Below are 26778 nucleotides of genomic sequence, written 5' to 3' on the forward strand. Positions count from 1 at the left end.
ATATTACTTTTCGCAATAATTCCCGAGATGTTCATCCAATGCAGAGTAGGTAATGCTCCAATGTGAAGCATGCCAGACAATTTTCCCTTTATCCACCAGAATCGCTTGCGGCGATTCATGCTTCAGCCCCAGTGTAACGGCTACCGCATCTGAAACAGGACGCTCTTCCACAACATATACAAACGCACAATCAACAAGAAGACTGCTGGCATCTTCAATCCAATTGGCAAGCTCGTCATAAGCGCCTGCGCTAACGGGACAGCGGGTGCTATGCTTGAACAGAAGCAGAGGCCTCTCCCAAGTCGCCTCATAGGCGCCAGCCCATTGCTCCACCAGCTTCAAAGAAGGGATTCCAATCATGATCATCTCCCCTTCCACGCTATCTTAGTGACTATGGCTGAAGAACCGTACGGCTCAATTGGCCTAATCGCTTATGTATATCGCTAAGCCAAGCCTCATCGTTAAGAGATTTGGCAACACTATATAGATCAAGCAGCATATTTATGCGATCCTCGGTAAGCCGTCTGACGACAGCAAGATCATATCGCTTGCGGTCGTGGTAAGCCTCTACCAACAAATTAGCCCATTCGTTCCACTCGTTAAACAGATAGGTCTGCTTCACTGGCTTAGCCCCAAGTTTGCCGATCAACCCCGTCAAATCAAGCTTAGCCTCGGGAAACACCTCGCTCTTATTGCAAGAAGAACAAGAATAGACAGGAACATTATCAATCTCTACTTTGCCTGAATAGATGACTGTACGCAGTTTTATCGGCATCATATCACCGCAAGAACAACGTTTGTGCAAGTATGGTCACTCCTTATAAAACTAGCATCGCAAGCAGGTTCTGCCAGCCGCTTCAGGCTTCAACAACTGTCTTTTATTGCAAAGACAGACCTGCTCGAAGATAAGGTATTCGACCCATTCCAGACAAAGTCCTTCTTCGTATAATTATGTAATTATTTACACCGATGAACTTAATATGCCAGTCTTCTCCATCTCCTCCTGATAGCGGGTATGGCGATTACGAGAACAGCTATGGCCGCACCGATGCAATCATTGCGAATATCCCATAGATCAGGCGAGCGCCCCCCCACGAACGATTGATGATATTCATCGGTAACGCCATAGATGCCGCAGATAGCCACAATCAACAGCTTGCCCTTCCAGCTGTCCCCCCTGGCGCCAAAGCCGTAATCCAGAGCAAGCGCAAGCCCAAAATAAGCGACAAAATGCCCCCAATCAAAGCTCTGCATAGCGGGGAATAACTTCTGAAACCAGGGCAGCACCGAATTGAGGTCATCGCCTGAACGCGATGAGAACATATAAATCGTTGCCATTACCGCAAGCGCCGGTATAAACCGCCATTTGCTCCGTCTGCTCCCAGCTTGCTTAGAAAGGTTGTTAGAATAGGTTTGCTTCATTCATTCTCCTTCGATACAATTAATGTGATAGGCCATTATAAGGAGGGTTATGACCATGACATTGCAAGGCAAAGTAGTCATCTGTCTGTTGGACGATGAATTTGAAGATTTAGAGCTCTGGTATCCGGTATACCGCGTTCGTGAAGAAGGCGCGACTGTACGATTCGCAGGACCGGAGAAGAACCGTACCCATATCGGCAAATACGGCGTGCCTGCCAAAGCGGACATGTCGTTCGACGAGATAGACAGCAATGCGATCGACGGCCTCCTCGTGCCGGGCGGCTGGGCGCCAGACAAGCTGCGCCGTTACCCCAAGGTTCTGGAGGTAGTAAAGGAGCTGGATAGCGCGCGCAAGCCAATCGGGCAAATCTGCCACGCAGGCTGGGTGCTCATATCGGCGAAAATATTGGATGGCCGCAAGGTTACTTCAACGCCAGGCATCCGGGATGACATGGAGAATGCGGGCGCTACCTGGATCGATGAGCCGGTTGTTGTTGATGGCAATATTGTCTCTTCGCGCCGGCCGCCGGATCTCCCGCCTTATGCCAAGGCATTTGTTGACGCGCTGCGCGAATCGTAGCCTTTTGCAAGCACCTCATGTATTGCTGTACTAGTACTGCAAGCCAGAATTTGTTGAAATGTGGAACGGCTGTCTTCCTGCTCCAGGCAGAGCAGCCGTTCTTTTATTGGCAGAATTGCATTGGATGACATGCTGAGCTCATCGACATCAAGCGCAAGCCAGATCGGTAGCGCACGCAGATCTCCTGCCATCTCCCCGCATACCCCAACATGAATGTTCGCGCGCTTCGCCGCTTCAACCGTTTGCTTCAGCATTCTGATTACAGCCGGATGGAAAGGCTCATACATATGCGAGATTTGATCATTCATGCGATCCACTGCCAATGTGAATTGAACGAGATCATTCGTCCCGATACTGAAGAAATCGACTTCCTCCGCTAGCAGATCAGCAATCATAACCGCTGCCGGCAGCTCAATCATGATGCCGACCTCGATATTGTCCCGATAACGGTGACCCGTCTCCGCCAGCTCACGCTTCGCTTCATCAAGCAGCGCATTGGCCGCGCGAACCTCATCAATAGAGGAAATAAGCGGGTACATGATCTTGACCTCTCCATAGCAGCTGGCGCGCAGGATAGCTCTCAATTGCGTTTTGAACAGATCGGTTTTGTCCAGACAGATCCTTATCGCCCGATAGCCCAGGAACGGATTCTCTTCCTCCGGCAGCTCGAAATAATCCAGATGTTTGTCCCCGCCTATATCCAGCGTCCGGATAATAAGCGGCTTGCCCTCCAGCTTCTCGGCTACACTTCGGTAAACCTCGAACTGCTCCTCCTCCTGCGGCAGCCGGTTGCGATCCATGTACAGAAACTCTGTCCGGAACAAGCCGACGCCATCAGTACCGCTGCTAAGAGCGACATCCAGCTCCTTGAGCGAGCTGATATTGGCAGCCAGCTCCATCTCCTTGCCATCCTTGGTCATCGGCTTAATATCAATAATATCTTTGAGCCGCTGCGTCGCTTCCTGATGACGGGATTGCAGCTCGGAATATTGCCTGGTCAGCTTCTCATCCGGCTCCAGGTGCACAACACCTGTCGCGCCGTCCAGTATGAGATAGTCGCCTGTCTGGATGAAGGTGTCCTCCAGCTTGGACTCAAGACCTACAACAAGCGGAATGCCGAGCGCCCGAGCCATGATGGAAGAATGCGAGGTCGTACTTCCCGCGAGCGTCGCAATGCCCAGCACATGATTGGGATTGAGATGGGCCAGTTGCGATGGAGACAGTTCCTTCGCCACCAGGATGAAGGGCTGTGTATCGGATGGGAGCGTAATTTCGGGCGCACCAAGCAAGTGCTTGAGCAGCCGATTGCCCACATCTTTAATGTCAAGCGCACGTTCCTTCATATACTCATCATCGAGCAGATCGAACATTGTAACAAAATGATCGATCGCTTCCTTGACCGCTACTTCAGCTGCTTTATATTGACGCTGGATAATACCTTGAATTTCATTCATAAAAACAGGATCTTCCAATATGGCCAGGTGAGCGTCGAAAATATAGCTTTCTTCTGTTCCGACTACTTCCCGCAGCTCATCCTTCATCTGCTCAATCTCAACCTTGGAAGTGCGAATACCTTCATACAAACGATCAAACTCGCGCGCCAAATCGGCCACGTCGATTTTTTGCTCCGGTAAATCCCATTCCCAGTTCGGCAGTACGAACGCTTTCCCTATTGCAATACCGACTGAGGCTCCTATTCCTTGAATCACTCCGTATCCCCTCCAACGCTTCTCTCTTTCAGAACGACTGACATTACCGAGGTTTGGCCGCGATTGACGCTTTTGAACGGCGCATAGCTCCAAGACTGAATCCGGTCCGCATTCGTAATGACCATTGGCGTAGCCAGCGACTTGCCGCTTTGACGTATAAGCTGCAGGTCAAACTTAATCAGCAGCTGGCCTGGAACGACCTCGTCGCCCTCTTTGACGGCTGCGGCGAATCCCTTGCCTTTCATCTGGGACGTGTCGATTCCGATATGCAGCAGAACCTCAAGCCCCTCCGGTGTTCGAATGCCGATTGCATGCATGGACGGGTATACGTGGATCACTTTGCCGCTTACCGGCGACACAAGCTCTCCCCTGTCCGGCATAAACGCGACACCTTCACCAACAAGCTTGCCGGCAAAAATCGGATCCGGCACCTCGCTCAGCGCAATCATCCTTCCCTGCATCGGCGAGCTGAAGGATACCCGCGATATGTCACGCTGTATCACCTTGTGCATCTCCTCGCGTATCAGCTCCGAATAGGTGCCGAATACGATCTGCACATTGCCCCCGCCCAGCCTGATAACGCCCGCTGCTCCCAGATGCTTGAGCGCTTTGATGTCGATTCTTTTGTCGTTGACCACCTTCAGCCTGAGGCGCGTTATGCAAGCCTCCATCTTGTGAATGTTCTCCTTGCCGCCGATTGCCTGCAGAATAAGCGGTGCCCGGTAGGGAATATCGCCCGCCCATTCGTCCAGATGCGAGCCTTCCTCGCGGCCTGGCGTCGGGATGCGGAACCTGCGTATCGCCCAGCGGAACAGAACGTAATAGACCAGTCCAAAAATAATGCCTATCGGTATGAGCAGCCATCCTTTTGTAGCGAGATGCTCGTTAATTGAGAAATCAATCGCTCCCGCCGAGAAGGAGAAGCCGTGCCGGATGCCCAGCTCATAGGTCAGCCACATCATAAAGCCCGAAAGCAGGGCGTGAACGACAAAGAGATAAGGCGCAACGAACAGGAACGCAAACTCAACAGGCTCCGTCACCCCTGTCAGGAATGACGCAAGCGCCGCAGTCAGAAAAGTTTTGCGTATCTTGGGCTTCAGATCCTCTCTCGCTTCATGGATAATCGCAAATGCGATCGCCGGAAGAGCGAACATCATCGTCGGATACAAGCCTGCCATGAATGCGCCCGCAGATGGATCACCCGCGAAGAAGCGAGGCAAATCACCGAATACCATGCCTCCATCCGTCTCATAGCCGCCAACCTGGAACCAGAATACATGGCTGACAAGATGATGCAGTCCGAATACGACCAATATGCGCAGGACGAACCCGAATAAGAAGACGCCAAAACCGCCTCCGGACGAAACAACATCGCCAAGTTCGATCAGTGCATGATGCAAATTGGGCGCTTGCTTCACCATCACAATGCCCCAGATGACGGAAAACACACTTACGACAAGCGGCACGAAACGGGGACCGCCGAAAAATTGTATGTATTCAGGGAATTTGATCGACTTGAACTGCTCATGGAAGATACTCGTTACAAGACCGATAACAACACCGGTAAATACGGTCGGTTCAAGCTCATAATGACTGGAATTGATAATGCCCGTATATATAAACATTCCTGCCAGCGCCGCAAGCCCTGCTGCGCCAGCATTGCTCGTCATCCCCATGGCGATGCCGAACGCGAACAAATAAGGCAAAAACGCGAATAACGCTTCTCCCGCCGTTTGAAGATGTCCCGGTATCTCCGGCATTCCGAACTCCGCCCAAGGCAGCACGCTCAAGCACAGGAATATAGCCGCTCCAGGCAGCACAATCATCGGCAGCATCATAGAGCGTCCCAACTGCTGCAGGTGACCCATTATGTTCATTCGCATTCCTCCTCTCCTACTCCGCTCTATGAACTCTAATTAAAGAGTAAGGTTTTCATTCTCCTTTGTCAAAAGAAAACGGCGGACCTCAATAGTCCGCCGCTTGTCCTCCGAGCCGGGCTCAGACGCCGCCCTAGAAACGTTGCAGAAATCCGCTGTTCATGCCGTAGCCGCCTTGCTGGGCGGACTGGAATTGGCCGCCGCTCTGCTGCGAGCCTGCGCTGTAACCAAGCTTCGAGAGTACCGGACCGCTGTTGGCTGCCGAATTCGTAGCTTGGTAAACAGGATTGTAAGGCGTTGCAGCATGTGCGTTTCCAGCGAAGCTGCTCGTGCCGAAGGATTGCCCGCTCTGCTGGTTCTGATTGAAGCTATAGCTCTGCTGCTGCGGTTGTTGAAATTGCTGTCCGTATTGGGAACCAGCTGCATGATAATCCTGCCCAACCGAATATCCCACATGGGAAATAACCGGCTGCTGCTGTTGCTGTGATCCAATCGGTCTTGCTTGATTGGTATAGCTCGAACTGATCGATGTCGTCGTTCCCGTCGGGTAGAAATCCTGACCTGCCTGATACCCGACATGGGAGATGACAGGACCAACATTGCTGTTCGCATTGCCATATGCATTGTTCTGTGCAAATGCATGAGTGGAGGAGGTGCTGCCATAGCTTTGCTGAGGCGCCGCGGAATAACCTGTATGGGCAATCACCGGGCTGCTGCCTGCAAAAGCATTCTTAGGCAGTCCTTGATAATGCGATTGTACATAACCAGCGGGCTGGTATCGGTTCTGAAAGTTCGACTGCTGCTGGTTGAACAGCTGTTGGTTCTGAAATTGGCCTTGCTGATTCGACATCGGGTTCACGGGTTGTCCTCCTTGAAATGGCAAGATGTAGGCTCCTTATGGCCAGCACTGCGCTGTGTCCACTTCCAAGCCTCTCTTAGTTTGAGGAAGACAACCCTTTTTTATAACCGTCAGGATTTGGATTTCCCTTGAGGCAAGAGGATGGCATCCTCTACCTTGATACAGCGATCCATAACCACTTGAAGACCGCCCCGCTCTGCAATTGCCGCTGTCTCGTCATTGGCAATTCCAAGCTGCAGCCAGATGGCTCCTGCGCCAATAGCTGCTGCTTCCTCGGCGACTGGAGGCGTATGCTCGCTGCGGCGAAAAACATTAACAATGTCTACCTTCTCCGGGATATCTTTGAGAGAGGCGTAACTCTTCTCCCCCAAAATCTGGTCAGCATTGGGATTGACGGGAATAATCCGGTATCCCTTCGCCTGCATCGCCTCAGCTACCATATAGGATACCCGGTCCGGCTTATCGGACAAGCCGACTACTGCAATGGTATGCGTGTTTTCGAGCAACCGTTTAATCTCTTCGCGTGATGGATTCTCGTATGCCATGTGGTTCCACACATCCTTTCAGCAACTGCTGTGTTCTGTTTATTCCACCCACTCGACATTGGCACCCAATGCCTTGAGGTGATCAAAGAAGATCGGGTATGACTTGGCGACATGATGCGCATCGCGAATTCGCAGCGGCTGCTTCGCGCGAAGCCCTACGACTGTGAGCGCCATAATAACCCGATGGTCATAGTGTGCGTTAATTTCCACTCCGCCTTCCACGCCTTCCGGACGGCCGTGAACAATAATTTCGCTGCGGCGCTCTTCCACGTTCGCGCCTGCTTTGCGAAGTTCGTTCAAATAATCGGTAATACGGTCGCATTCCTTATACCGCAAATTCTCTACATCATAGAAGCGCGAAGTGCCTTCCGCGAACACGGCTGCCGCAACCATCGCAAGCACTGCGTCGGTCGCTTTGTCACCGTCGAATTCAAGCGCCTTGAGATTGCCGTTGCCCTGTACGTGAACGATGCCGTTCTCATGTGTCAACGGAACCTCCATTGCGCGCAGAACGTCGATGATTGCCCGTTCTCCCTGCTTGCTCTTCTCTTCCAGGCGATGAACGATAATATCCGAATTCGTAACAGCCGCAGCAGCAAGAATGGCCGCGGAGCCCGGATAATCGCCCTGCACGATATATTTCTTCGCTTCATAGCGCTGACGTCCCGCGATACGATAATGCATCAGATCCTCGCTTGCTTCGATCACGATGCCTGCCTGCTCCAGCACCTCAAGCGTCTGGCCCACAACGACCTTGGATTTCAGATCATGCAGCACTTCGATCTCGCTATCCTCTTCCAGCAGTGGAGTCAGGAACAGGAGCGCGCTAAGGAATTGGGAGCTTACGCTGCCGGATACTGTAATTTTGCCGCCGCGCGGCTTGCCGCCACGAATCGTGATCGGCAGCTTGCCCTCCCGATGGGTAACCTCAACGCCTAGCTGGCCAAGTGCATCGATCAAGTCATCATGCGGACGTTTGCCCAGTGAATCCGGGTAACGGTTGATGAATGTCACCTCAGGGCTCAGTGCAGCAATCGCCATCAAGAATCGAAGAACGGCGCCCGCGTTGCCTACATCCAGCTCCTTCACATCCTTCGGATTGCGTCCGAAGCCAGTGATGACGATTTTCTCCTCATCTTCTTCGATGGTGGCGCCAAGATCGCGAATACAACGGCGCATCGCATCGCTGTCCTCGCTATGAGCCGGATAGTAAATCGTGCTTGTGCCTTCCGCAAGCGCTGCGACCAGCAGATAGCGGGTCGTGTAATTTTTGGAGGAGAGCGCTTGAATTTCACCTTGAAGACGGGGGGTAGGGGTAACAATAACGTCCATTATTTCCTTCTCCTTTATAAATAAAGTATCTGTATTTATTGAGTCATTATGTATCCGATTGAAGCAAGCGCGAGGCCAAGCCCGAGCGTCAGAGCCAAATACAGCAATCCTTCGCCGTATTTGCGCTGAGAGAGCATGCCTGCCAATTGAACTGACAGTGTCGAAAAGGTAGTAAACCCGCCAAGAAAGCCGATGCCAGCAAAATGATACAGAGCGCTGTAACGGTCATTCCAGCCCCAGCCAGCGATCATGCCCAGCAGCAGCGCACCAACGGCGTTAATAAATAACGTCCCCCAGTAAGGCTTCCTGCCGATATGCGCCATATAGAGACCGATGCCATAGCGCGCCGAAGCGCCAAGCGCTCCGCCTAGGGCAACCATTAGCATCATCATCCCTGTCCGCTCCTCGTCCCCGATGCAGCAACAGTTCCAGCTAACGCCGCTCCAACACCGAGAATAATACTGGAGGCTGCGTATGCAACCGCGAAGCTTGCGTTTCCGGCTTGTACGAGCCGAACCGTCTCGACGCTGTAAGCAGAGAATGTCGTGAATGCGCCCAGAAACCCGGTTCCAATACCCTCTCTCCACACCGCGCCAAGCTTGTAACGTGCAGCAAGCGCAAGTATGATTCCCAAAGCGAGACTGCCAAGAACATTAATGACAAAAGTCGCCCATGGCCATCCGTCCGAGCCCGATTGAGGCATCCACACACTGATGCCATACCTTGATATGGCTCCAAGTGCGCCAAAGATGACGACCGCGGCCCAAACCTTCAACGCTGCAGCCGCCATTCCGTAGCGATGGCATCGGCAACCTCGGAAGGAGTCAGCTGTTCCGTATCGATTGTGCAATGTGCAAAATCATACGCATGCTTGCGATCCTCCAGCAGCTTGTACACCCGGCCTCTGACATCACCTTGCAGCAGCGGCCTTGAAGTATCCTGACTGACACGGGAAACGATCAGATCCGCAGAGGCATACAGGTTGACGACAAAGCCGAATTTCAGCATAAGCTCCCGGTTCTGTTGGGCAAGCACTGCCCCGCCGCCGGTCGCAATCACTTGAAGCCGCTCACGCCCAAGAACCTCTGAGAGCGCCTCCGTCTCCGCTTCGCGAAATGCCGCTTCACCCTTTGTTGCGAATATCTCCGGAATCGGCATTCCAGCACGATCAATAATGACGGCATCAACATCAACAGCCTCACAGCCAAGACGCTCCGCCAACAACTGACTCACGGTGGATTTGCCCGTACCCATGAAGCCGATAAGTACAATATGTGATTGTAGATTGTCCTTCATTGCTTGGCATACTCCTTCTTACACTGAGCAAGCGTAATTTGTGTTCATATTGAAATATCATACCATTATTACGTATTTAGGGGTATAAAAAAGTTGATTTTGCCGTAGAGATGATAATGTACGGTTATCACAACCTTCCTGTGCAGGAGTGATTCTCATGCCCTCCAATCGCGAGCCCCGGCCGGCAGCAGACCGAATAAGCAGAATCTTGAATCCCGATTATCCGCTATGCCGTGATGATGTGGTCTGGATATTAGAGTATATAAAAAAGAAAGTGGCTGACGAAGCGCCTGAATTGCTCAGTCTCTCCCAGCCACGATTATTGCGTAACTTCCAATGCTTCGCCGAAGCATCTATGATTCTCATCAAGCAGCGCGGCGGATGCGGCCATGAGGCCGACCGCCTGCGAAACTGCCTGTTAGAAGCGGTGGATGGCCTTCATCCTGCTCCAGACTAGCCGCAATTAGGATTGCATCCAGTTGAAGTGGAACGAGCCTTCTTTGTCCACACGCTTGAACGTGTGTGCACCGAAGTAATCACGCTGCGCTTGCAGCAGGTTAGCCGGCAGACGCTCTGTCCGGTAGCTGTCGTAGTAGGACAATGCGCTGGAGAATCCAGGAACCGGAATTCCTTGCTGCACTGCCGTTGCTACCACTTCACGCCATGCGCCTTGGTACGATTGCACGATCTCCTGGAAGTAGGAATCGAGCAGCAGGTTCGGGAGCGCTGCATTGCGGTCGTATGCATCCTTGATGTTCTGCAGGAAGCGTGCACGAATGATGCAGCCGCCGCGGAAGATCATCGCGATGTCGCCGTAGCGAAGATCCCAGCCGTACTCGTCGGAAGCTGCGCGCATTTGTGCGAAGCCTTGCGCGTAGGAGCAAATTTTGCTCGCGAACAGCGCTTTGCGAACGGATTCGATGAAAGCAGCTTTGTCGCCTTGGAACGGAGCAGGTTGCGGCCCTTTGAGCAGCTTGCTTGCCGTTATGCGCTCTTCCTTGAGGGCAGAGAGGAAACGCGAGAATACCGATTCCGTAATGATGGACAGCGGCACGCCAAGATCGAGCGCGCTTTGGCTTGTCCATTTGCCTGTACCCTTCTGTCCGGCAGAGTCAAGAATCACGTCTACCATCGGCTTGCCTGTTTCTGGATCGTACTTGGAGAAGATATCAGCTGTAATCTCGATCAGGTAGCTATCGAGCTCGCCTTTGTTCCATTCCGTGAATATATTGTGCAGTTCTTCCGTATTAACGCCAAGAACATTCTTGAGCAGGTCGTAAGCTTCGCAAATCAGCTGCATGTCGCCATATTCGATGCCGTTGTGAACCATCTTCACGTAGTGGCCTGCGCCGTCCGGTCCGATGTACGTACAGCAAGCATCGTCGCCGACTTTAGCGGAGATCGCCTTGAGAATCGGCTCCACAAGCTCATATGCGGATTGCTGGCCGCCCGGCATAATGGACGGTCCTTTCAATGCGCCTTCTTCGCCGCCGGATACGCCTGTACCGATAAAGCGGATTTTTTTGGCTTCCAGATCTTTGCTGCGGCGTTGTGTATCAGGGAAATAGGCGTTGCCGCCGTCGATAATAATATCGCCTTCATCAAGGTGCGGAACGAGTGAATCGATTGTAGCATCAGTACCAGCGCCCGCTTGAACCATGATCAGAATTTTGCGTGGCGTTTCGAGCGATTGAACGAACTCTTCAATGGTATATGTACCAACAAGGTTCTTGCCTGCAGCTTCTTGAAGCAGGTCGTCAGTCTTCTCCCGCGAGCGGTTGAATACCGAGACAGTAAACCCTCTGCTCTCAATGTTAAGCGCGAGGTTCTTGCCCATTACGGCCAAGCCAATTACACCGATTTGCTGTTTAGACATACAGTTCTTCCATCCCTTTTCTCGTTATTGTGATTACTTCTCTCATGCGACAAAATACTCCACGCACACAATATCCCTATTTTACTCCTTTTGCTCGGGAATGAAAACCATTATGTCATAAAAAGTTACGTTCGATGCTTAAGCAGCAAAAGCAGGGTCGCCAAATGGCCTGCCAAAAAAGTTCGCGCAGAGTGAGAACATCCCGTTTCTAACGTGTGTGGATCTCTTAACTTGCTGTGACTTCAACGTGGCAAGCAGGTTGGAAGCCTGCGAAAGTGCAGGAATTTTGGTGAAAAAAGCTTGATTTGACCGAATGCCTGCAATAGCGCAGGCCTATAGGGCGGAATTGACGGATAGAGCGGATATGCGGCGAAATTCCTGCGCTTTAGCAGGCATTCGGTCTTCAGTAAACCAGAAGAAGTATATTCCTGCACGTTGGCAGGCATTCGCTCTCAGCAGGCTGTAAAGAGCAGAAAACTTGCATGTATCGCGCAGATGGAGATTTATGGCCCAGTGCTTAAACAAATAAGCTCCCGGTCCACTTACTACCGGAAGCTCATGCACTTGCACGTATTCGATTCAATCCTTTACAACTCAAGCTGTATCATCTCAGTTCTCAACGTATTTAGACGTTCCTTGGATAAGGCGGCATCCTCTTCGCGGCCATCCGTCACTGCCTCATGCAGAACAGACAATTCATAGTCCAGCTCATAGCGGAGAACAATCGCCCGCTCCTCTGCCCGTTTCGACTGAAACGCCTGCATAACTTCTTCTAATGTTACCAGCGGCTTCTTTTGATAAATGATGCGATGCTCCATACCAGACACCTCCACGAGTCGAATGATTTCGCCAAACATGATGCTCTCAATTACGATTTGACGGTCTTTGAACCGTTTAACCACGGCATGGCCGCGTGAATCATTAATCAGCTTCTCCAGCAGCTCTGACAGCTTCTCATCCTTAATAATGTAGTCGCCTATAATTTTGTATCGGTTGCGCACCCGTTGAAACCGGAGCTTCACGAGCTTGCGACCGCTTCGAACCGATATGAGGAAAAATACATCTGTTTCGCTCCAATAAAGTGAATACCCTTCCTGAATTAAATCCCTAATCAGATTCTGGATTTGCCGGCGGTCGAATCGCAGCTCCAGGTTGCAATATTCTACTTCATAGCTCTTGTTCATCGGCAATCCCTCCCTGTACTTAGTGATTGGCGAAATGTTCTGAATATTCCCTCATATTATTATCTTATACTCCATCTTATGTAATGGCAACTTGGTTTATTGACTATTTTTAACCCTGAATGAGGCAATTGAACAATATCGCTCCATAATGGGCTAATTCACTGTCCGTACAGGAGCACAGTCATCCGCCATCGCACACTCATAGTATGTAGAGAATTCAAACCAAAAGGAGCTGATTCCATTGTCATATGGTTATGGCGGTGTTGGCGGAGCTTACGATAAATGTAAAGGCGGATATCCAGTAGTGGGCGGTGCTTTCACCAGCGCGGGCGTCATTCTCGTACTCTTCATTCTGCTGGTTATCATCAGCCGCTCCATTCTCTGCTAGTCGTCACAAAAAAAAGAGACCATCCAGCGCTACGTGCCGGGCGGTCTCTTCTTTATTCCCGTATAAACAGCTCATAATACTGCTCGCCGGATTTGCGCTTGCGCAATTTGATCTGCAGCACCTGCTCCTTGAGAAGGGCCTTGCCGCTGCGGGGCTCGACTAATTTGGGCAGCTTGATCGTGTGCTTCTTCGAATCGGACAACCCGCTCAGCTTAATGCTGAAGTTGCTTGCCATTATTCTGACATTGTTTATATCTGCCGATCCCGGCAGCTTGATCCGTACGATGAGAAAATGATGCGTTTCGAATATTTCGGTCGGCAGCGACCCTTTTGCGCTGGAACTAGCAGCCTTTGCCGGTTTAATCAACATATCGCGTACATAATCATTCAACCAACTGGATGGATTGCCGGGATCAAGCGGGAATGGAACTTTGCCATTAAAGAACTTGTCGAATTCGATAGATGCGAACGGGTCAAAATCATCATTGCTCAAAGCAATCACCACCTCTATGACAGTTTATTCAGCACCCGCCTATTCAGTGCAGCCGGTGATGGCTGCCGAATCGGCATGACCTGGCAGACCTTTCGATAAGCTCGCTTTGGGGCATGTGCAGAAAAAAAAAGAAACTGCCCGCAGGCAGTTCCTCGCATCTCGTATAAATGAATAGCATCTCGTGTCTAATGGAATGGTCAAACAAACCATTCATTCAATACTAATCCGAACACAACACTGCTTACAACAGCGCCTGCAAAGCTGTACCAGCCTGCGCGCGACTGCTGTTGGAACATCTTCAGAATCCCTAGGCTCAGCAATGAGAAGATGAGCAAAATGAACACGGCGCCCGTAATGAATAAGCCCGCGGAAACGTTACTTACATCTACAACTGACAAGTCAAACACTCCCTTGCGAACAAGTCTTTTCTCCTATTATAAACGATAAGCCTACCCGTTAACCATAAGTTTACGGCTGGAAAGTCGGACAAATTAGTGACAAATCCTCTCGAAGGATCTCACCGCCATCGCTGTGGAACCTATAGGCGAATGCCGCATACGATGTAACATCAGCCTTGCGCATCAACGTGAAGGAGTGCGATACGTTATGCCTTCTATTGTCGGTTTCGTCAAAATAATTAGCGTCGGCTCCAGCTCCATCGTACAATTCGGCGATTCCCTTCAACTGTCGCCATCGAGCACTTCCAAAACCTATGCCGGTTCAGGATCCTTTCTTACTGGCAGCCTCGCAAATTCCAATACCGGGGCCAGTGCGACGAACACAAGCGATCAGGATGTTCAGGACAGCACGGAGAACAATGTGGGGAACAGTGGAGTTGGTGGTGTTATATGAGCCTGACCGTTCATCAGCAAATTACGATCCACCAGCTTCGGGTGGACAGTGTTACGAATTCTTCCGTGCTGCAGGTCGGTGCAGCCGGCTCCATTCGCTCATTGTCGCAGCTCTACAATACGGGGGGATTCACAGAACCAGCCCCCCAGCTTGGCGCGATGACAGAAGAGAATCCACTCTCCTTTGTACCGCTCCCGAACCCCACATAAGGATTGAGGTGAATGAGAATGCAGCCAACGAATGGTTACAGCTACTCACCATGGGACATGTGCAAAGCGATGTCGCAGCAAATTCAGCAGTTGACAGGCATGCTTGAGCAGCAGCAGGCCGCGCTGATGAAACTGAGCCGTGAGGTGAGCATGCTCACAGAGCGCGTCACATCCGCCGAATCCAAGCCGATGTATAACATTGAGCGATTGGAATACAATTTTGACCAACTAAAGGTAGAGAAGCTCGACGGCACGCTCAATATCGGTATGACACCGCCAAATGAAGAGCAGTTCAAAGAAATCGGCCAGGTTGTGATCCCCGGCGGCAATCAACAAGCGCCACTTGGATTAACTGACCACAACAAGCAATCGGGCGATGCAGCCCCGTTTCTTGGCATGAATGCTTCCACCGGGGCGGACGGCGCATTGTCTCAGCCCCCCTACCCCGAAATCCGGCGGGATGTGGATCTATACTTAACGACAGCTGCTCCTGCAAAATTAGCTCAGCTCGAAGCGGAGCTTGGACTGACCCTTGACCAGCATCATCGCAACCTTATTATCGAAGATATTCGCAGACAAATAAGCACGCGAATCAACTTTTACATTCAAGCCGCTTCCAAGAAAGAAAAATCTGGCGGTATATCGAATGAGCCAACTATCGAGCAAATCCATTCCGATGTCGTTGCGAAGACGACCAGAGATATTGATACCGCGCTGCGCGGATATGTAACGAAACTGAAGAGCAGCGGTTAACAACCGTTTTCAAAGGAGGTCTCTCATTGTGATTCAATTCAATCTTGTGAACTATGGTCTTCAAGTGGGCTGTATCCAGATGACGGCGATAGCAAGTGCATCCATGCTGCAGGTCGGGGATTCGGAGCAGATTACACTCTACTCGATGTTCGATACTCCGCCGGAATCCGTCATCGTTGGCCCGCTAGTTCCGCTTGGTATTCCGGAGGGAGAGGGGGAATCAGAGGTTGAAGCCCAAACGGACTGACGATACGTACCCCACTCAGCTCCCGGCAAGCGATGCGGAACCGTATGACAGCGAGCATTATCCGATTCGCACTTCAGAGCTGGGAGCGCTTATCGTGAACAGCATCTCAGGTTCTTCTATCATCCAGCTCGGAGACCGCAAGGAAGTGGCCGCAAAGCTTCTCGGTCTTGCCGTACAGCGGGAAGTCCCTCATACGGAGGGCGGCGATGTTTATTTCGAATCCTATGCGATCTTCGATCGGCCTCTCCCCAGCCTGATCGAATCACCCGCTGAAGACAATAGCGTTGTGATCCGCAAGCAGAATTTTGCCCCTTGCATTCGTGTAGGAGGCATTAAAGTGCTTGCTATGAGCGGTACAGCATTAATGCTAATCGGTCTTGGCAGCACAGCTACCGCAGAATCCCGCATCAGCAACATCCGGCAATTTGCAAGACGGGCCATTGACGCGGATCCGTGTATGCCCCCTTATAGAGTCGGCATTCCCGATTAGGCGGATGCGCAAATCACAAATGACCCGGTACAAACGTCCAAACGATTTGCAGACCCCGTCATACATTAATAATGTGATATACAACATCACAAAAATCAACCTTTCAGGAGGTATGTTCAGTGGGATACCTACCAGGTGGTGTCGGCGGTGCAGGCTGCGGACCGGCCGTTGGCGGCGTGGGCATAGGCTGCGGCTTGTGGACTAGTGCGGGCGTCATTCTTGTTCTCTACATTTTGCTCGTAATTGTTCTTCGTGCTGGTATTTTCTAAATCGCATAATACGATACAGAGACCGGCCTTGCAAACGCAAGGCCGGTTTCTGGCGTACAGTTAAAGTCCACTATCCAATGAGTCAGTCCCAAATGATGTGAAAAGATGCCGCCAAAACCACGATAAAAGTGGGGCTGGGCGCATCTTTTTCCTCGTATGGGGGCTTAGCGGGGACTCTGAAAACAAAAAAAGACTTTGGGGACAGCCCCTTCTGGCGTGTATGGGCCGACATATTGAATTTACAATAAACGAAGGCGATCAGCTCCCTCTAACTACTTCATTTTTTAGTTAATAAATTTACTTGTTTAAAAAGAATGACTGAATAATATATGCATGATTGCCCCCACCCTTCCTCTTGATCTTAAAATACTGAAATAATCAGTATTTCAGTCATTCACAGGGACGTTTTTCGATAGAAATGACACTACATAAATTTGGTTATTGTAAAAATGAAAGCGCTATGATACATTTTATTTAGTTAATAAATTTACTAAAAAGGAGAGGCGTAGCTTTTTGCAGTAATTGCAAAAGTAGTGAGGGATTTCGGGCAACACTAAACGATTAGGGGGATTTTCCAATGAAGAAAACGTTGTTTATTCTCATGGTTGCCGTACTTATGATTTCGATCTTAGCCGGTTGTGCTTCAAGTTCTAACTCCAATAAGAGCGGCGAAACAAAAGATGCTCAGCAGGTCGAATTGCAGTTTTTCCAATATAAACCTGAAGCCAGAGATACGTTCGATAAGTTAATTGCCAAATTCGAAGAACAATATCCCCATATTAAGGTGGTTCAGGATAACCCGCCGGATGCTTCTACGGTTTTGAAAACTAAGATCGCTGCGGGCGAGATTCCAGATGTGATCGCCAATGGCGGAGACAATGTTCACGCTATGCTCGCTACATCCGGCGTGCTTGCTGATTTGAGTGCCGCACCGGAATTGAAAAATATTACGGAGAGCTACATTCAAATTCTTAAAGACATTACTGGAACCGATGAAGTGTACGCAATCCCTTATGGCGTTAACGCCAATGGTGTAATTTATAACAAGGCCTTGTTTAAAGAGCTCGGACTTACTGTTCCTGCGACATGGGACGAATTTGTGAAGCTAAGCCAAACCATTCAAGAAGCCGGCCGCCTTCCATTCTATTTCACTTTTAAAGATTCATGGACGACCTTGCCTTCCTTTAATGCCTTTGGAGCAAGCACGCAAGGAGATCAATACTTTGCCAAACGGAAAGAAAAGCAGACCAGTTTTGCGGAAGGGTATAAAGAAGCTGCGGAGAAATACTTGCAATTCATCTCGTTTGGTCAAAAGGACAGCTTTGGAAAAGGGTATAACGACGGCAATGCGGCTTTCGCTAACGGAGAGTCTGTCATGTACGCTCAAGGGGTCTGGGCGATCAGCGAGATCAAGAAGATAAATCCCGAGATCGAGTTAGGGGTCTTCCCTTATCCGGTAACGAATGATCCTGACCAGAACAAATTGATTTCCGGCGTGGATCAGCTCCTGTCTATATCAGCGAAGAGCGAACATCCTGATGAAGCAAAGCTGTTTATTCGTTTTCTGATGAATCCTGACAACGCCAAAAACTATGTTCAAGGAGTGAACACTTTTTCCGCGATCAAAGGGGTCACTCAGGACGATCCATCTGTAGCGGAATTGATTCCGGTCTTTGAGAAAGGACTCGTGTCCGACTTCCCGGATCATTATATTCCAAGCAGCATGAAACTGGATCAATTGCTTCAAGAACTAATCCTCAAACAAAAAACCGAGCCGTTCCTGCAGTCGATGGATGAAGCATACGACAATTCGCTAAATAGATAAACGCTTTGAAAAAAGGATGAATCGGGCCCCTCGTCCGGTTCATCCGATTTATCCTTTTAATTAATAAAGGAGTTTGGATTATGAAAAAGAACGCACGAACATTTTATATGATGGTCATCCCTGCATTTGTAATGTTCTTCGCTTTCCATACGTTTCCCGTTTTGCTTGGAATCTTTTATAGTTTTACAAATTGGAACGGCTTCGCCCAAAATTACGATTTTGTAGGATTTAAAAATTATCTCCATGTTTTTAAGGACGAGTCCATTTATGCGGCCTATGGCTTCACCTTTCAATTTGCCATTCTAACAACCGTTATTGTGAATGTGGTCAGTTTAACGATAGCTATGGGGCTCAACGCGAGAATCAAATTTAAAAACTTTTTCAGAGGCGTCTATTTTCTTCCGAATGTATTAAGCCTTCTGATTGTCGGTTATATCTTTAACTACATCTTCTCCAATATGCTTCCGAATTTTTTTCAAAACATTCAGATGAAGGATTGGGCCTTTAACATACTAGGCACCACCGAATGGGCCTGGTTAGGTATCGTAATCGTAACTGTATGGCAGGCTACGGCTTTCAATATTATTTTGTACCTGGCAGGACTGCAGACGATACCGACCGATATGTATGAAGCATCCAGCATCGACGGGGCAAGCAAATGGAAGGAATTTTGGCATATCACGTTCCCCATGATCGCGCCATTTTTTACGATTAACATGGTGCTTTCGATGAAAAACTTCTTGATGGTATTCGATCAAATTGTAGCTTTGACAAGCGGCGGGCCAGCGAAATCGACCATGTCGATCTCTTATTTAATCTATACCGATGGTTTCTCCGGGGGTTCGTTCGCCTATCAGTCTGCTAACTCTGTTATTTATTTTGTTGTGATCGTAATCATCTCGATTGTCCAACTCAAATACCTGCAGAGAAGGGAGATGAATCTGTAATGATAACACGAGCCAAAACGGCCAATTGGACGATCACGCTATTGATTGCAGCCGGCTCTCTGATTGTCCTGTTTCCACTCTACATGACGGTCATGATTGCTGTAAAAAGTCCTGCACAGATCGCCGAATCTGTACTGGCTATCCCTGCAGAATGGCATTGGAGCAACTTTGCCGAAGCGGTGCGGATGACGAATTTTGGACATGTGTTTAAAAATAGTTTTATTATTACGTCGCTTGCCGTTGTGTTAACGATCCTTACGAATTCATTTGTCGGGTATGCCGTTGCAAGAAATATAAAGAAAAGGTTTTTCAAATTTTTATACTATTATTTTGTGAGCGCGTTGTTTGTCCCCTTTCCCATCATTATGTTGCCTATCGTGAAAGAGATGGCTTATTTCAATCTGAATAACCATACCGGACTTATTGTTTTATACGTCGTTTACGGGATTGCCTTTAACATGTTTTTGTATGTCGGTTATTTAAGGAGCCTCCCGACCGAGCTAGATGAGGCAGCTATGATTGATGGTGCGAGCGTATGGCAAACGTTCTGGAAAGTGATTTTCCCGCTGCTCGGCCCCATTAATGCAACAGTCGGTATTTTGACCTGTATATGGGCCTGGAACGACTTCCTGCTGCCGCTAATCATATTAAGCAAACCGGATATGGCGACGCTGCCGCTGGCTCAGTACATCTTTCAATCCCGGTTCAGCGTGAATTACAATGTTGCCTTTGCCTCCTATTTAATGGCGTTGTTGCCTATGGTTCTGGTTTATCTTGTTGCGCAGCGTTGGATTATTAATGGAGTCGTTCAAGGAGCTGTGAAGTAAGAAAGCACAAAGATCGGCACATTATGAGAATTTTGGAGGAGAGAGAGCAATGGCTATCCATTATATTTCAGAGCAGCAGTTGTTCCATTTGCAGTCCAAGGATTCCAGTTATATCATTCAGCTTGTAAAATCGGCGTACCCGGCCCACCTGTACTGGGGCCCCCGATTAAACACTTCTCTCTTTAAAGAGCAACTGCATCGTGTGGAACGAGGTTCGTTCAGCCCGAATTTTATTAAAGAAGATCGCTCCTTCTCTTTTGATACCCTGCCCCAGGAATATCCTTCTTACGGAACAGGGGATTACCGCGAGCCTGCTATTGAAGTGCAGTTTCAAGACGGTTCGACGGTCATGGACCTGAAATATCAGCATCATGCTATTAAGAAAGGCAAGCAGAGTTTGCAAGGCTTACCCTCCACCTACGTGGAAAGCGATCTCGAAGCCGATACGCTGGAATTGCATATGCTGGATGAAAAAAGCGGTCTGAAAGTGACTTTGATCTATAGTGTTTATAACAATATGGACGCGGTTACGCGTACCGTCCACGTAGAAAATAGCGGAGAAGAAAACATTATTTTGAATCGGATATTAAGCAGCAGTATCGACTTTCATTCTTCGGATTATGATATGCTTCAGCTATCCGGCGCATGGGCCCGGGAACGTCATCTTTATAAGAGCTCCTTGACCCCGGGCATCCACCGCATAGACAGTAAACGCGGTTCGAGCAGCCATCAACAAAATCCCTTCTTGGCGCTGCTGTCCAAGGGTGCATCTGAAGACAATGGCGAGGTATATGGATTCAGCTTGGTTTATAGCGGCAGCTTTCTCGCTCAAGCCGAGGTGGATCAATATGGTACCGCTCGAGTGGGTATCGGAATTCAGCCCTTCGATTTTAATTGGACGTTGGAACCGGGCCAGTCCCTTCAAGCGCCAGAAGCAGTACTGGTTCGATCCGGTGAAGGATTGGGCGGAATGTCTCGCATTTATCACCGTTTATACCGTACGAGACTTTGCAGAGGAGAATATAGGGATCAAGCGCGTCCTATACTAATTAATAACTGGGAAGCTACTTATTTTGACTTTAATTCCGAAACGATTGAAGCCATCTCGCTTGCAGGTCGTGAGCTGGGAATCGAATTATTTGTTCTGGATGATGGCTGGTTTGGCAAACGGAATCATGACGACTGCTCTCTTGGGGATTGGATCGAGAACAGACATAAGCTCCCTGACGGACTGGAAGGATTAGGCCGCAAAATTACGTCAACCGGGATGAAGTTTGGGCTCTGGTTTGAACCTGAAATGGTTTCGCCCGACAGCGACCTGTATAGAAGACATCCCGATTGGTGCCTGCATGTGGCGGAGCGGAATCGGACCGTGGCTAGAGAACAGCTCATTCTGGATTTATCCCGTAAGGACGTATGTGATTATATCGTGGATGCGCTGGGCAAGGTGCTTTCTTCCGCGCCAATCAGCTATGTCAAATGGGACATGAACCGTAATATGACCGAAATTGGATCGGCTCTATTGCCCGCGCATCGCCAACGGGAAACAGCGCATCGTTATATGCTGGGACTTTACGATGTGTTAGAACGGATTACAGCTCAATTCCCGCATATTTTGTTTGAGAGCTGTTCCGGGGGCGGGGGTCGCTTTGACCCTGGAATGCTGTATTATATGCCTCAAACCTGGACCAGCGACGATACAGACGCTGTGGAAAGATTGAAGATCCAGTATGGAACAAGTATTGTGTATCCAGCTAGCGCCATGGGAGCTCATGTATCCGCAGTGCCGAACCATCAGGTAGACCGGATCACTTCCATTGAAATGCGCGGTCACGTTGCTATGTCTGGAAATTTCGGCTATGAGCTTGACTTAACCAAGCTGAGCGAGAGTGAAAAATCGATCGTGATGGCACAGACCAAGCAATATAAAGAATTAAGAAACCTGATTCAATTTGGGGACTTTTACCGGTTGTTGAGCCCATTCGAGGGGAACGTTACAGCATGGATGTTTGTCTCGGAGAATAAGCAAGAAGCCTTTGCCGCTTATTTCAAGGTGCTCAGTGAACCTAATGCGCCGCTGCGCAGACTCAAATTTAAAGGGTTGGATCCCTCCAAAGTATACCGATTGATTGAAACCGGGGACATATACGGAGGAGACACATTGATCCACTATGGCCTCCCTCTTGGGGATCTAAAAGGTGATTTTCAAAGTCAATTATTCGTTTTTCAAGAAGTGCTATAAAGCTGCACACCTTCTATCCTGCAAGTCCCGGGGCTCCCTTCCCGGGTCTTTCTTTTTCGTTTGCCATTATGGTAATATTGCCATAGAATCGCCAGGAGTGATAGCTTGAATTTTATTAAGGATCGTTAGGAGCGGCATATGGCTACCATTAAAGATATTGCGAAACACGCTGGAGTCTCCCAGGCCACAGTGTCGAGAGTGTTGAACAACGATAAGACGTTATCTGTCAGCCACGAGACGCGTGAACGGATCTTTTCAATTGCAGAACAGATGCAATACAAGCCTGTCAGAGTCCAGCGTCTGAAGAAAGAAAGCCAACTGTCCAATAAACAAATCGCATTGCTGATCACCGCATCGGACGAAGATGAGCTGCTGGACCCTTATATCAAACAAGTAAGGGATGGGGTTGAGAAGGTTTGTGGGGAATTGGGGTTGGTTTTGTCCCCTATTATTCGTGGAAGTCATATTCAAAATGTATCATTGCAGGAGATTGAGGGATTGATTGTTGTTGGCACAATAGATATTGAGGATATACGCCACTATTATGATCTGAGCAATAATATCGTTTTGATTAACAATTTGCTGCCTCATTTTTGCTGTGATACCGTGCATCTTGATTTTAGACAATCCATGACGGATGTTTTGACCCATCTCCTTCAACTGAATCATACTTCCATCGGTTTTATTGGCGGATCAGAATACGTTTATAAGCTGAAGGAACCTGCTAATACAACAAGTAAGCTTAAAGATCCACGGTCAGCGTATTTTGAAAGCATCCTGAAAGAAAAGAACCTCTTTAACCCTTCCTATATTCATGTTGGCGAGTGGTCGACTTCCGGCGGATATGAAATGATGCTGAAGCTGCTCAGTCAGCCGGACAAGCCCACTGCATGTTTTGTCGGGAGTGACCCCATGGCTATCGGAGCGCTCAGAGCATTAAGTGAGAACGGAATAAAGGTCCGGATGATATGGCAATAATTGGTTTCGACGACATTGAAGTCTCGGCCTATGTGAACCCTCCGCTAACCACAGTGAAAGTATTCACGGAACAGCTGGGTCGCTCAGCGGTTCAGCTCTTGCTGGATCGGTTTGAAGGACGGACCGTCCCTCTGCATGTCACCGTTGGTACCGAACTGGTCATTCGGCAAAGCTGCGGTTATAAAAGCTGAATAATAAGGAAGAACTCGGCGCTCCGGCATACCCTGACGGCTTCACCGCTTCTCTATGCCGCGAGCTCTCTCGTGAAATATTCTGCTGTCTGTGCTCTTCATACGAATGAATCGGTTTCCTCTCTCCTTACCTGCCTCGAGTTCAGTTCGTATACCTTGGCTCGTGCAATTGCCTCCAGTTTCCTTCAAATTCTGCCTCGCGGCGGGACGCCCTTGCTCTTGGCTAATGGCAAGCGTTCGCCAGCCCCATTCAACACTTTCCCCTTATAGATGACGCCCATGCCGGGCGTACGCATAGTTAACGATCCTCTTTTAGAGAAGGAGTATGTTCTTCAGCTATCAGGAATAGTGGCAGAAATGTTACAATTGGATTTAACGTCACATCAACAACTACAACAATTCATGACAAACAATCTTACATGATCGTGAGGAAGTTACGATGGGTTCCCAGGTAACAATGTACATTTCACTTGTAGCAGTCTCGGGCGTCCTCTGCTCTTTCCTTGGTTTCTATGCTTATTTCAGGAGGAAAGAAATCCCGGGAGCCCGCACATTTATGATCTATATCGCTGTGCAAGCGATTTATATATTCGCTTATGCTTTCCAGCTATCCAGCGATACCCTTGAAGAAATCAAACGCTGGACTGTTGCGGAATATATCGGCATCGCCTTCGCTCCCGTGCTTGGCTTGAAGCTCATCTTGCGATACATCGGCAAGCAGGTCTCACGGCTCGTCTTGACAGCCATGTTCGTTATTCCCAGCATAACCATGGTGATGGTAATCACAAATGATTGGCATCATTTGTTCTACAAATCATTGGAATTAAGGGAAAACACACTGCTCCTCTCAACCGAAGTCGTCATCGGGGAATGGTATATCGTGCACGGCACTTTCACGTTCAGCTGCTTGCTGGCAGGCGTCATCCTGCTCTCCATGCAGTGGAACAAGACCAAGAAAGCTTATCGCAAGCAGTTGGTCACGCTTATCTGCGGTCAATTCATCCCGATGATCTCCGCCTTTATCTATCTGATGGGACTTTCGCCGGGCGGGATGGATCCCGTGCCTTATGTCATGTGCATCACCTCCGCCATGTACATTTGGGCCATTCTGACGACCCGGTTGCTGACTATCGTGCCGATCGCCAAGGAACACATTTTTGAAAGCATGAGAGAAGGGGTAATCGTCCTTGATTCTGCGGATCGGCTCATTGACTTCAATAGAGCGGTCAGCAGAATGCTTCCCGGCCTTCATACGGGATGGATTGGCAGAAAGCTCGAAGAGTGCTGGCCGCATTTGACCGGTGCTCCTTTCCCGGATGTCCGGCGCCCGGACAGTATGCAGGAGATTCGAATCGAACATACGGCCGGAGCCGCCGCCTGCTATCAGATCCGTTCATCCCTTGTAAGAGGCAGGAACGGGGAGCTGGCGGGCAGCCTTCTGATGTTAATTGATGTGACAGAGCAAACACAGCTCCAGAATCAACTCAAGCAGCTGGCCTACTATGATGGCCTGACGAAAATCTATAATCGCACGCAATTTATCCACCGGAGCAAAGAGATGCTGCAGCAAGCGGAGCAGCAGGGCGACCCAGTGTCGTTTATACTGTTCGATATTGATTACTTCAAACGGATCAACGATACCTATGGACATGAAACAGGCGACCAGGTAATCGTGCATGTCGTAGCCGTGTGCCAGCGGATTATCGAGCCGGATATGCTTTTCGCCCGCTACGGCGGTGAAGAATTCGTCCTTGCTCTGCCGTCCGCCACACTTCGCGAAGCCGGCGAGCTGGCAGAGCGGATTCGGACGTCATTAGAACGCACGCCGTTGGAGACGGTGCACGGAGAGATCCGTACTACGTCCAGCTTCGGTGCCGCACAATCCTTCAGGCCCGATGATACACTCGAATCCTTGCTGCGCGATGCAGATGCTGCGTTGTACGAAGCCAAGAGAGGCGGGCGCAATCGCGTCAGCACGGCAAATGTTGATGTGCACAGCTAGATGCTATGGAGCCAAATATCCCGTTACTTTGCCTATTATCTGTTCTTTAGGCAGCGTACCGAAGTTCAGGCTCCCTAAGCTTCTTAATACATTATCGCCCAATACGAACACGGAGCCCGACGGGATTTCAAATTCCTCCATATCCGTGTCAAAATATTCCTTGTGGGTGTCTCTGCATTGTTCATCACAGTGAATATTCGTTAAATCTTGAAACGCTTCCGCATCCATGCCGCTGGCAAGGAGTTTACCGTAAAATGTTTCCAATCTACTGCCATTAATATAGATTTGGCCACTGCTTATGGAAATCCTTTCGCCTTCCAGTGCGATAACTCTGGAGATCTCATTTGCAGTTTGATCACCTTCATCAGCATGTGTTGTCGGCGGCCTAAAGTAAATAATATCCCCCCGTTGTAGATCGTTGTCGGTGTAATAATTGGGAACGATCACAATATCTTTATCCACAAACTCAAGATTCTTTCTTGCCATACCATCGCTGCTGTAATGGATAACAATATTGTCATCCATCTTCTGTATGCTGCCAATTTCCTGAGAAGTCCTCGTGTCAGTGATGGCTTGCGGACCGGTGCATCCCGATAAAAGAGAAATAATTATCATCGATATTAAACATAACCACGCTTTCATTTTGACCCTCCTTTTATTCAAAGTTAATAGGGTCCTTTCCAGGACCCTGTCTCATTTTCATTTCATATAAGTTACATTTACATTGTTAGTATCAATGAATAAAATATTTTCATCGAAGTTTATAATTTCATCCATTTTAACTAACTTTTGATTATGAAGCACTTCGTTAGAATTCTCTAATTTAGATTCTAAAAGTAGATTTTCGTCATTAAATGTGTAAGAAATTACTTTTTCTCCTTCCTTTTTTGTATATTCCTGAATACCATCTTTTTCAATTTTCTTTAATTTACCCGTTTTTTCATCCTTCTTAACTAATTCAAACGCACGGCTTGAAAAATAACTATGTGGAATAACTAGACCATTTGAACCATTATCCTCAAAATTCCTAATTGTTAAGTCATTTATAATTTTAGTATACTGAAACAATTTCTTTCCGTCCCAAACCTCATAGTCCCCAGCATATAAACCTGAAATGGTTTCAAAGCGATAATACCCTTTTTCATTAAACCAGACTTCATACGTTACATCTTCAATTTACCAGAATCTGTAACAGTCTTTTCATTAATAATAAAATGCTTTGAGAAGTAGTTCACTTCATTAGTATCAGCACTAGAAATAATAACAAAAAATATACTTAGGGAAAGAACAATAAAAGCAAAATATAAACACTTTTTCATAATTCAACTACCCCTTTCGATTAAAAATCAATATTCAATTTAGCTCTTTTTGGATATTGGGTTTGA

The 26778-nt window shown here is 48.8% G+C and carries 31 protein-coding genes and 1 pseudogene; 15 read left to right on the forward strand and 17 right to left on the reverse strand.

Annotated features, from left to right (window positions below; genetic code table 11):
* Nucleotides 1-3: 3 nt before the first annotated feature.
* The 3 genes from ytxJ to K0T92_RS05620 form a co-directional block, all read right to left on the reverse strand.
* Nucleotides 4-360, reverse strand: a complete 357-nt coding sequence (gene ytxJ / locus K0T92_RS05610) for a bacillithiol system redox-active protein YtxJ (RefSeq protein WP_219871444.1) — start codon at nucleotides 358-360, stop codon at nucleotides 4-6.
* Between the two features lie 31 nt (nucleotides 361-391).
* The gene (locus K0T92_RS05615) at nucleotides 392-805 is read right to left on the reverse strand and encodes a YgiT-type zinc finger protein (RefSeq protein WP_219871445.1); all 414 of its coding nucleotides are present in this window, start codon (nucleotides 803-805) and stop codon (nucleotides 392-394) included.
* A 170-nt stretch (nucleotides 806-975) separates the two neighbouring features.
* Nucleotides 976-1422 (reverse strand): VanZ family protein, encoded by a 447-nt coding sequence (locus tag K0T92_RS05620; protein WP_219871446.1) that lies wholly within the window; start codon nucleotides 1420-1422, stop codon nucleotides 976-978.
* A gap of 55 nt (nucleotides 1423-1477) precedes the next feature.
* On the opposite strand from K0T92_RS05620, the gene K0T92_RS05625 reads away from it, so the two are divergent.
* Entirely contained in the window at nucleotides 1478-2002 is a 525-nt protein-coding gene (locus K0T92_RS05625) for a type 1 glutamine amidotransferase domain-containing protein (protein WP_219871447.1), read from the forward strand.
* On the opposite strand, the gene ptsP is transcribed toward K0T92_RS05625, so the two are convergent.
* From ptsP to K0T92_RS05665, 8 genes are all read right to left on the reverse strand, one after another.
* A complete protein-coding gene (gene ptsP / locus K0T92_RS05630; protein ID WP_219871448.1) occupies nucleotides 1963-3711 on the reverse strand; it encodes a phosphoenolpyruvate--protein phosphotransferase in 1749 nt (582 codons plus the stop codon). The two genes, K0T92_RS05625 and ptsP, sit on opposite strands and share 40 nt — an antisense overlap.
* A complete protein-coding gene (locus K0T92_RS05635; RefSeq protein WP_219871449.1) occupies nucleotides 3708-5588 on the reverse strand; it encodes a glucose PTS transporter subunit IIA in 1881 nt (626 codons plus the stop codon). The genes ptsP and K0T92_RS05635 overlap by 4 nt, the downstream gene beginning before the upstream one ends.
* Nucleotides 5589-5721: 133 nt before the next feature.
* Complete coding sequence (locus tag K0T92_RS05640; RefSeq protein WP_219871450.1) at nucleotides 5722-6447, reverse strand: hypothetical protein; 726 nt, start codon at nucleotides 6445-6447, stop codon at nucleotides 5722-5724.
* Nucleotides 6448-6557: 110 nt separating this feature from the next.
* The gene (locus K0T92_RS05645; RefSeq protein ID WP_219871451.1) at nucleotides 6558-6992 is read right to left on the reverse strand and encodes a CoA-binding protein; all 435 of its coding nucleotides are present in this window, start codon (nucleotides 6990-6992) and stop codon (nucleotides 6558-6560) included.
* Between the two features lie 39 nt (nucleotides 6993-7031).
* The gene (gene aroA, locus K0T92_RS05650) at nucleotides 7032-8324 is read right to left on the reverse strand and encodes a 3-phosphoshikimate 1-carboxyvinyltransferase (RefSeq protein WP_219871452.1); all 1293 of its coding nucleotides are present in this window, start codon (nucleotides 8322-8324) and stop codon (nucleotides 7032-7034) included.
* A gap of 35 nt (nucleotides 8325-8359) precedes the next feature.
* Nucleotides 8360-8716 carry a fluoride efflux transporter FluC gene (locus K0T92_RS05655; protein ID WP_219871453.1) on the reverse strand — a complete coding sequence of 119 codons (357 nt, stop codon included), beginning with the start codon at nucleotides 8714-8716 and terminating at the stop codon, nucleotides 8360-8362.
* Complete coding sequence (gene crcB / locus K0T92_RS05660) at nucleotides 8713-9099, reverse strand: fluoride efflux transporter CrcB (protein ID WP_219871454.1); 387 nt, start codon at nucleotides 9097-9099, stop codon at nucleotides 8713-8715. Before crcB ends, K0T92_RS05655 begins: the two co-directional genes overlap by 4 nt.
* The gene (locus K0T92_RS05665; protein ID WP_219871455.1) at nucleotides 9096-9620 is read right to left on the reverse strand and encodes a shikimate kinase; all 525 of its coding nucleotides are present in this window, start codon (nucleotides 9618-9620) and stop codon (nucleotides 9096-9098) included. Before K0T92_RS05665 ends, crcB begins: the two co-directional genes overlap by 4 nt.
* A 157-nt stretch (nucleotides 9621-9777) precedes the next feature.
* Between K0T92_RS05665 and K0T92_RS05670 the strand changes: the two genes are divergently transcribed.
* Nucleotides 9778-10077 carry a hypothetical protein gene (locus K0T92_RS05670; protein ID WP_219871456.1) on the forward strand — a complete coding sequence of 100 codons (300 nt, stop codon included), beginning with the start codon at nucleotides 9778-9780 and terminating at the stop codon, nucleotides 10075-10077.
* A 6-nt stretch (nucleotides 10078-10083) separates the two neighbouring features.
* Here the strand turns inward: K0T92_RS05670 and gndA are convergent, their stop codons facing one another.
* On the reverse strand, nucleotides 10084-11496 hold the full coding sequence (gndA, locus tag K0T92_RS05675) for an NADP-dependent phosphogluconate dehydrogenase (RefSeq protein WP_219871457.1): 1413 nt from the start codon (nucleotides 11494-11496) through the stop codon (nucleotides 10084-10086).
* Between the two features lie 587 nt (nucleotides 11497-12083).
* Entirely contained in the window at nucleotides 12084-12680 is a 597-nt protein-coding gene (locus K0T92_RS05680) for a hypothetical protein (RefSeq protein ID WP_219871458.1), read from the reverse strand.
* A gap of 241 nt (nucleotides 12681-12921) precedes the next feature.
* Between K0T92_RS05680 and K0T92_RS24890 the strand changes: the two genes are divergently transcribed.
* Nucleotides 12922-13068: a YjcZ family sporulation protein gene (locus tag K0T92_RS24890; protein ID WP_246627900.1), complete on the forward strand. Its 147-nt coding sequence runs from the start codon at nucleotides 12922-12924 to the stop codon at nucleotides 13066-13068.
* Between the two features lie 52 nt (nucleotides 13069-13120).
* Here the strand turns inward: K0T92_RS24890 and K0T92_RS05690 are convergent, their stop codons facing one another.
* Together K0T92_RS05690 and K0T92_RS05695 are read right to left on the reverse strand one after the other, a co-directional pair.
* Complete coding sequence (locus K0T92_RS05690) at nucleotides 13121-13561, reverse strand: alpha-crystallin domain-containing protein (RefSeq protein WP_219871459.1); 441 nt, start codon at nucleotides 13559-13561, stop codon at nucleotides 13121-13123.
* A gap of 197 nt (nucleotides 13562-13758) precedes the next feature.
* Complete coding sequence (locus K0T92_RS05695; RefSeq protein WP_219871460.1) at nucleotides 13759-13959, reverse strand: hypothetical protein; 201 nt, start codon at nucleotides 13957-13959, stop codon at nucleotides 13759-13761.
* Nucleotides 13960-14167: 208 nt separating this feature from the next.
* On the opposite strand from K0T92_RS05695, the gene K0T92_RS05700 reads away from it, so the two are divergent.
* From K0T92_RS05700 to K0T92_RS05755, 12 genes and pseudogenes are all read left to right on the forward strand, one after another.
* Nucleotides 14168-14413, forward strand: a complete 246-nt coding sequence (locus K0T92_RS05700) for a spore germination protein (RefSeq protein ID WP_219871461.1) — start codon at nucleotides 14168-14170, stop codon at nucleotides 14411-14413.
* Complete coding sequence (locus tag K0T92_RS05705) at nucleotides 14410-14622, forward strand: spore germination protein GerPB (RefSeq protein WP_219871462.1); 213 nt, start codon at nucleotides 14410-14412, stop codon at nucleotides 14620-14622. Before K0T92_RS05700 ends, K0T92_RS05705 begins: the two co-directional genes overlap by 4 nt.
* Nucleotides 14623-14640: 18 nt before the next feature.
* Entirely contained in the window at nucleotides 14641-15375 is a 735-nt protein-coding gene (gene gerPC, locus K0T92_RS05710) for a spore germination protein GerPC (protein ID WP_219871463.1), read from the forward strand.
* A 28-nt stretch (nucleotides 15376-15403) separates the two neighbouring features.
* A complete protein-coding gene (locus K0T92_RS05715) occupies nucleotides 15404-15622 on the forward strand; it encodes a hypothetical protein (RefSeq protein WP_425517622.1) in 219 nt (72 codons plus the stop codon).
* On the forward strand, nucleotides 15603-16112 hold the full coding sequence (locus K0T92_RS05720; protein WP_219871464.1) for a spore germination protein GerPE: 510 nt from the start codon (nucleotides 15603-15605) through the stop codon (nucleotides 16110-16112). The genes K0T92_RS05715 and K0T92_RS05720 overlap by 20 nt, the downstream gene beginning before the upstream one ends.
* Nucleotides 16113-16231: 119 nt before the next feature.
* The gene (locus tag K0T92_RS05725; protein WP_219871465.1) at nucleotides 16232-16381 is read left to right on the forward strand and encodes a hypothetical protein; all 150 of its coding nucleotides are present in this window, start codon (nucleotides 16232-16234) and stop codon (nucleotides 16379-16381) included.
* Between the two features lie 577 nt (nucleotides 16382-16958).
* Nucleotides 16959-18206: an ABC transporter substrate-binding protein gene (locus K0T92_RS05730; RefSeq protein WP_219871466.1), complete on the forward strand. Its 1248-nt coding sequence runs from the start codon at nucleotides 16959-16961 to the stop codon at nucleotides 18204-18206.
* A gap of 80 nt (nucleotides 18207-18286) precedes the next feature.
* A complete protein-coding gene (locus K0T92_RS05735; RefSeq protein ID WP_219871467.1) occupies nucleotides 18287-19153 on the forward strand; it encodes a carbohydrate ABC transporter permease in 867 nt (288 codons plus the stop codon).
* Nucleotides 19153-19980: a carbohydrate ABC transporter permease gene (locus K0T92_RS05740; protein ID WP_219871468.1), complete on the forward strand. Its 828-nt coding sequence runs from the start codon at nucleotides 19153-19155 to the stop codon at nucleotides 19978-19980. Before K0T92_RS05735 ends, K0T92_RS05740 begins: the two co-directional genes overlap by 1 nt.
* A gap of 49 nt (nucleotides 19981-20029) precedes the next feature.
* The gene (locus K0T92_RS05745; protein ID WP_219871469.1) at nucleotides 20030-22222 is read left to right on the forward strand and encodes an alpha-galactosidase; all 2193 of its coding nucleotides are present in this window, start codon (nucleotides 20030-20032) and stop codon (nucleotides 22220-22222) included.
* A 138-nt stretch (nucleotides 22223-22360) separates the two neighbouring features.
* A pseudogene (locus K0T92_RS05750) lies at nucleotides 22361-23391 on the forward strand (LacI family DNA-binding transcriptional regulator).
* Between the two features lie 457 nt (nucleotides 23392-23848).
* On the forward strand, nucleotides 23849-25393 hold the full coding sequence (locus K0T92_RS05755) for a histidine kinase N-terminal 7TM domain-containing diguanylate cyclase (RefSeq protein ID WP_246627926.1): 1545 nt from the start codon (nucleotides 23849-23851) through the stop codon (nucleotides 25391-25393).
* A gap of 3 nt (nucleotides 25394-25396) precedes the next feature.
* On the opposite strand, the gene lepB is transcribed toward K0T92_RS05755, so the two are convergent.
* Entirely contained in the window at nucleotides 25397-26035 is a 639-nt protein-coding gene (gene lepB, locus K0T92_RS05760) for a signal peptidase I (protein WP_219871471.1), read from the reverse strand.
* A gap of 57 nt (nucleotides 26036-26092) precedes the next feature.
* A complete protein-coding gene (locus K0T92_RS05765; protein WP_219871472.1) occupies nucleotides 26093-26461 on the reverse strand; it encodes a hypothetical protein in 369 nt (122 codons plus the stop codon).
* Nucleotides 26462-26778: the final 317 nt, after the last annotated feature.

The organism is Paenibacillus oenotherae (assembly GCF_019443105.1).
Lineage (GTDB): Bacteria > Bacillota > Bacilli > Paenibacillales > Paenibacillaceae > Paenibacillus_Z > Paenibacillus_Z oenotherae.

Excerpts from the sequence above, each read along its gene's own strand:
- ytxJ (WP_219871444.1), bottom strand. The coding sequence starts at position 360 with ATGATTGGAATCCCTTCTTTGAAGCTGGTGGAGCAATGGGCTGGCGCC.
- K0T92_RS05620 (WP_219871446.1), bottom strand. The coding sequence starts at position 1,422 with ATGAAGCAAACCTATTCTAACAACCTTTCTAAGCAAGCTGGGAGCAGA.
- K0T92_RS05625 (WP_219871447.1), top strand. The coding sequence starts at position 1,478 with ATGACATTGCAAGGCAAAGTAGTCATCTGTCTGTTGGACGATGAATTT.
- K0T92_RS05635 (WP_219871449.1), bottom strand. The coding sequence starts at position 5,588 with ATGAACATAATGGGTCACCTGCAGCAGTTGGGACGCTCTATGATGCTG.
- K0T92_RS05645 (WP_219871451.1), bottom strand. The coding sequence starts at position 6,992 with ATGGCATACGAGAATCCATCACGCGAAGAGATTAAACGGTTGCTCGAA.
- aroA (WP_219871452.1), bottom strand. The coding sequence starts at position 8,324 with ATGGACGTTATTGTTACCCCTACCCCCCGTCTTCAAGGTGAAATTCAA.
- K0T92_RS05655 (WP_219871453.1), bottom strand. The coding sequence starts at position 8,716 with ATGATGATGCTAATGGTTGCCCTAGGCGGAGCGCTTGGCGCTTCGGCG.
- K0T92_RS05665 (WP_219871455.1), bottom strand. The coding sequence starts at position 9,620 with ATGAAGGACAATCTACAATCACATATTGTACTTATCGGCTTCATGGGT.
- K0T92_RS05670 (WP_219871456.1), top strand. The coding sequence starts at position 9,778 with ATGCCCTCCAATCGCGAGCCCCGGCCGGCAGCAGACCGAATAAGCAGA.
- gndA (WP_219871457.1), bottom strand. The coding sequence starts at position 11,496 with ATGTCTAAACAGCAAATCGGTGTAATTGGCTTGGCCGTAATGGGCAAG.
- K0T92_RS05680 (WP_219871458.1), bottom strand. The coding sequence starts at position 12,680 with ATGAACAAGAGCTATGAAGTAGAATATTGCAACCTGGAGCTGCGATTC.
- K0T92_RS05700 (WP_219871461.1), top strand. The coding sequence starts at position 14,168 with ATGCCTTCTATTGTCGGTTTCGTCAAAATAATTAGCGTCGGCTCCAGC.
- K0T92_RS05705 (WP_219871462.1), top strand. The coding sequence starts at position 14,410 with ATGAGCCTGACCGTTCATCAGCAAATTACGATCCACCAGCTTCGGGTG.
- gerPC (WP_219871463.1), top strand. The coding sequence starts at position 14,641 with ATGCAGCCAACGAATGGTTACAGCTACTCACCATGGGACATGTGCAAA.
- K0T92_RS05730 (WP_219871466.1), top strand. The coding sequence starts at position 16,959 with ATGAAGAAAACGTTGTTTATTCTCATGGTTGCCGTACTTATGATTTCG.
- K0T92_RS05735 (WP_219871467.1), top strand. The coding sequence starts at position 18,287 with ATGAAAAAGAACGCACGAACATTTTATATGATGGTCATCCCTGCATTT.
- K0T92_RS05740 (WP_219871468.1), top strand. The coding sequence starts at position 19,153 with ATGATAACACGAGCCAAAACGGCCAATTGGACGATCACGCTATTGATT.
- K0T92_RS05745 (WP_219871469.1), top strand. The coding sequence starts at position 20,030 with ATGGCTATCCATTATATTTCAGAGCAGCAGTTGTTCCATTTGCAGTCC.
- K0T92_RS05755 (WP_246627926.1), top strand. The coding sequence starts at position 23,849 with ATGTACATTTCACTTGTAGCAGTCTCGGGCGTCCTCTGCTCTTTCCTT.
- lepB (WP_219871471.1), bottom strand. The coding sequence starts at position 26,035 with ATGAAAGCGTGGTTATGTTTAATATCGATGATAATTATTTCTCTTTTA.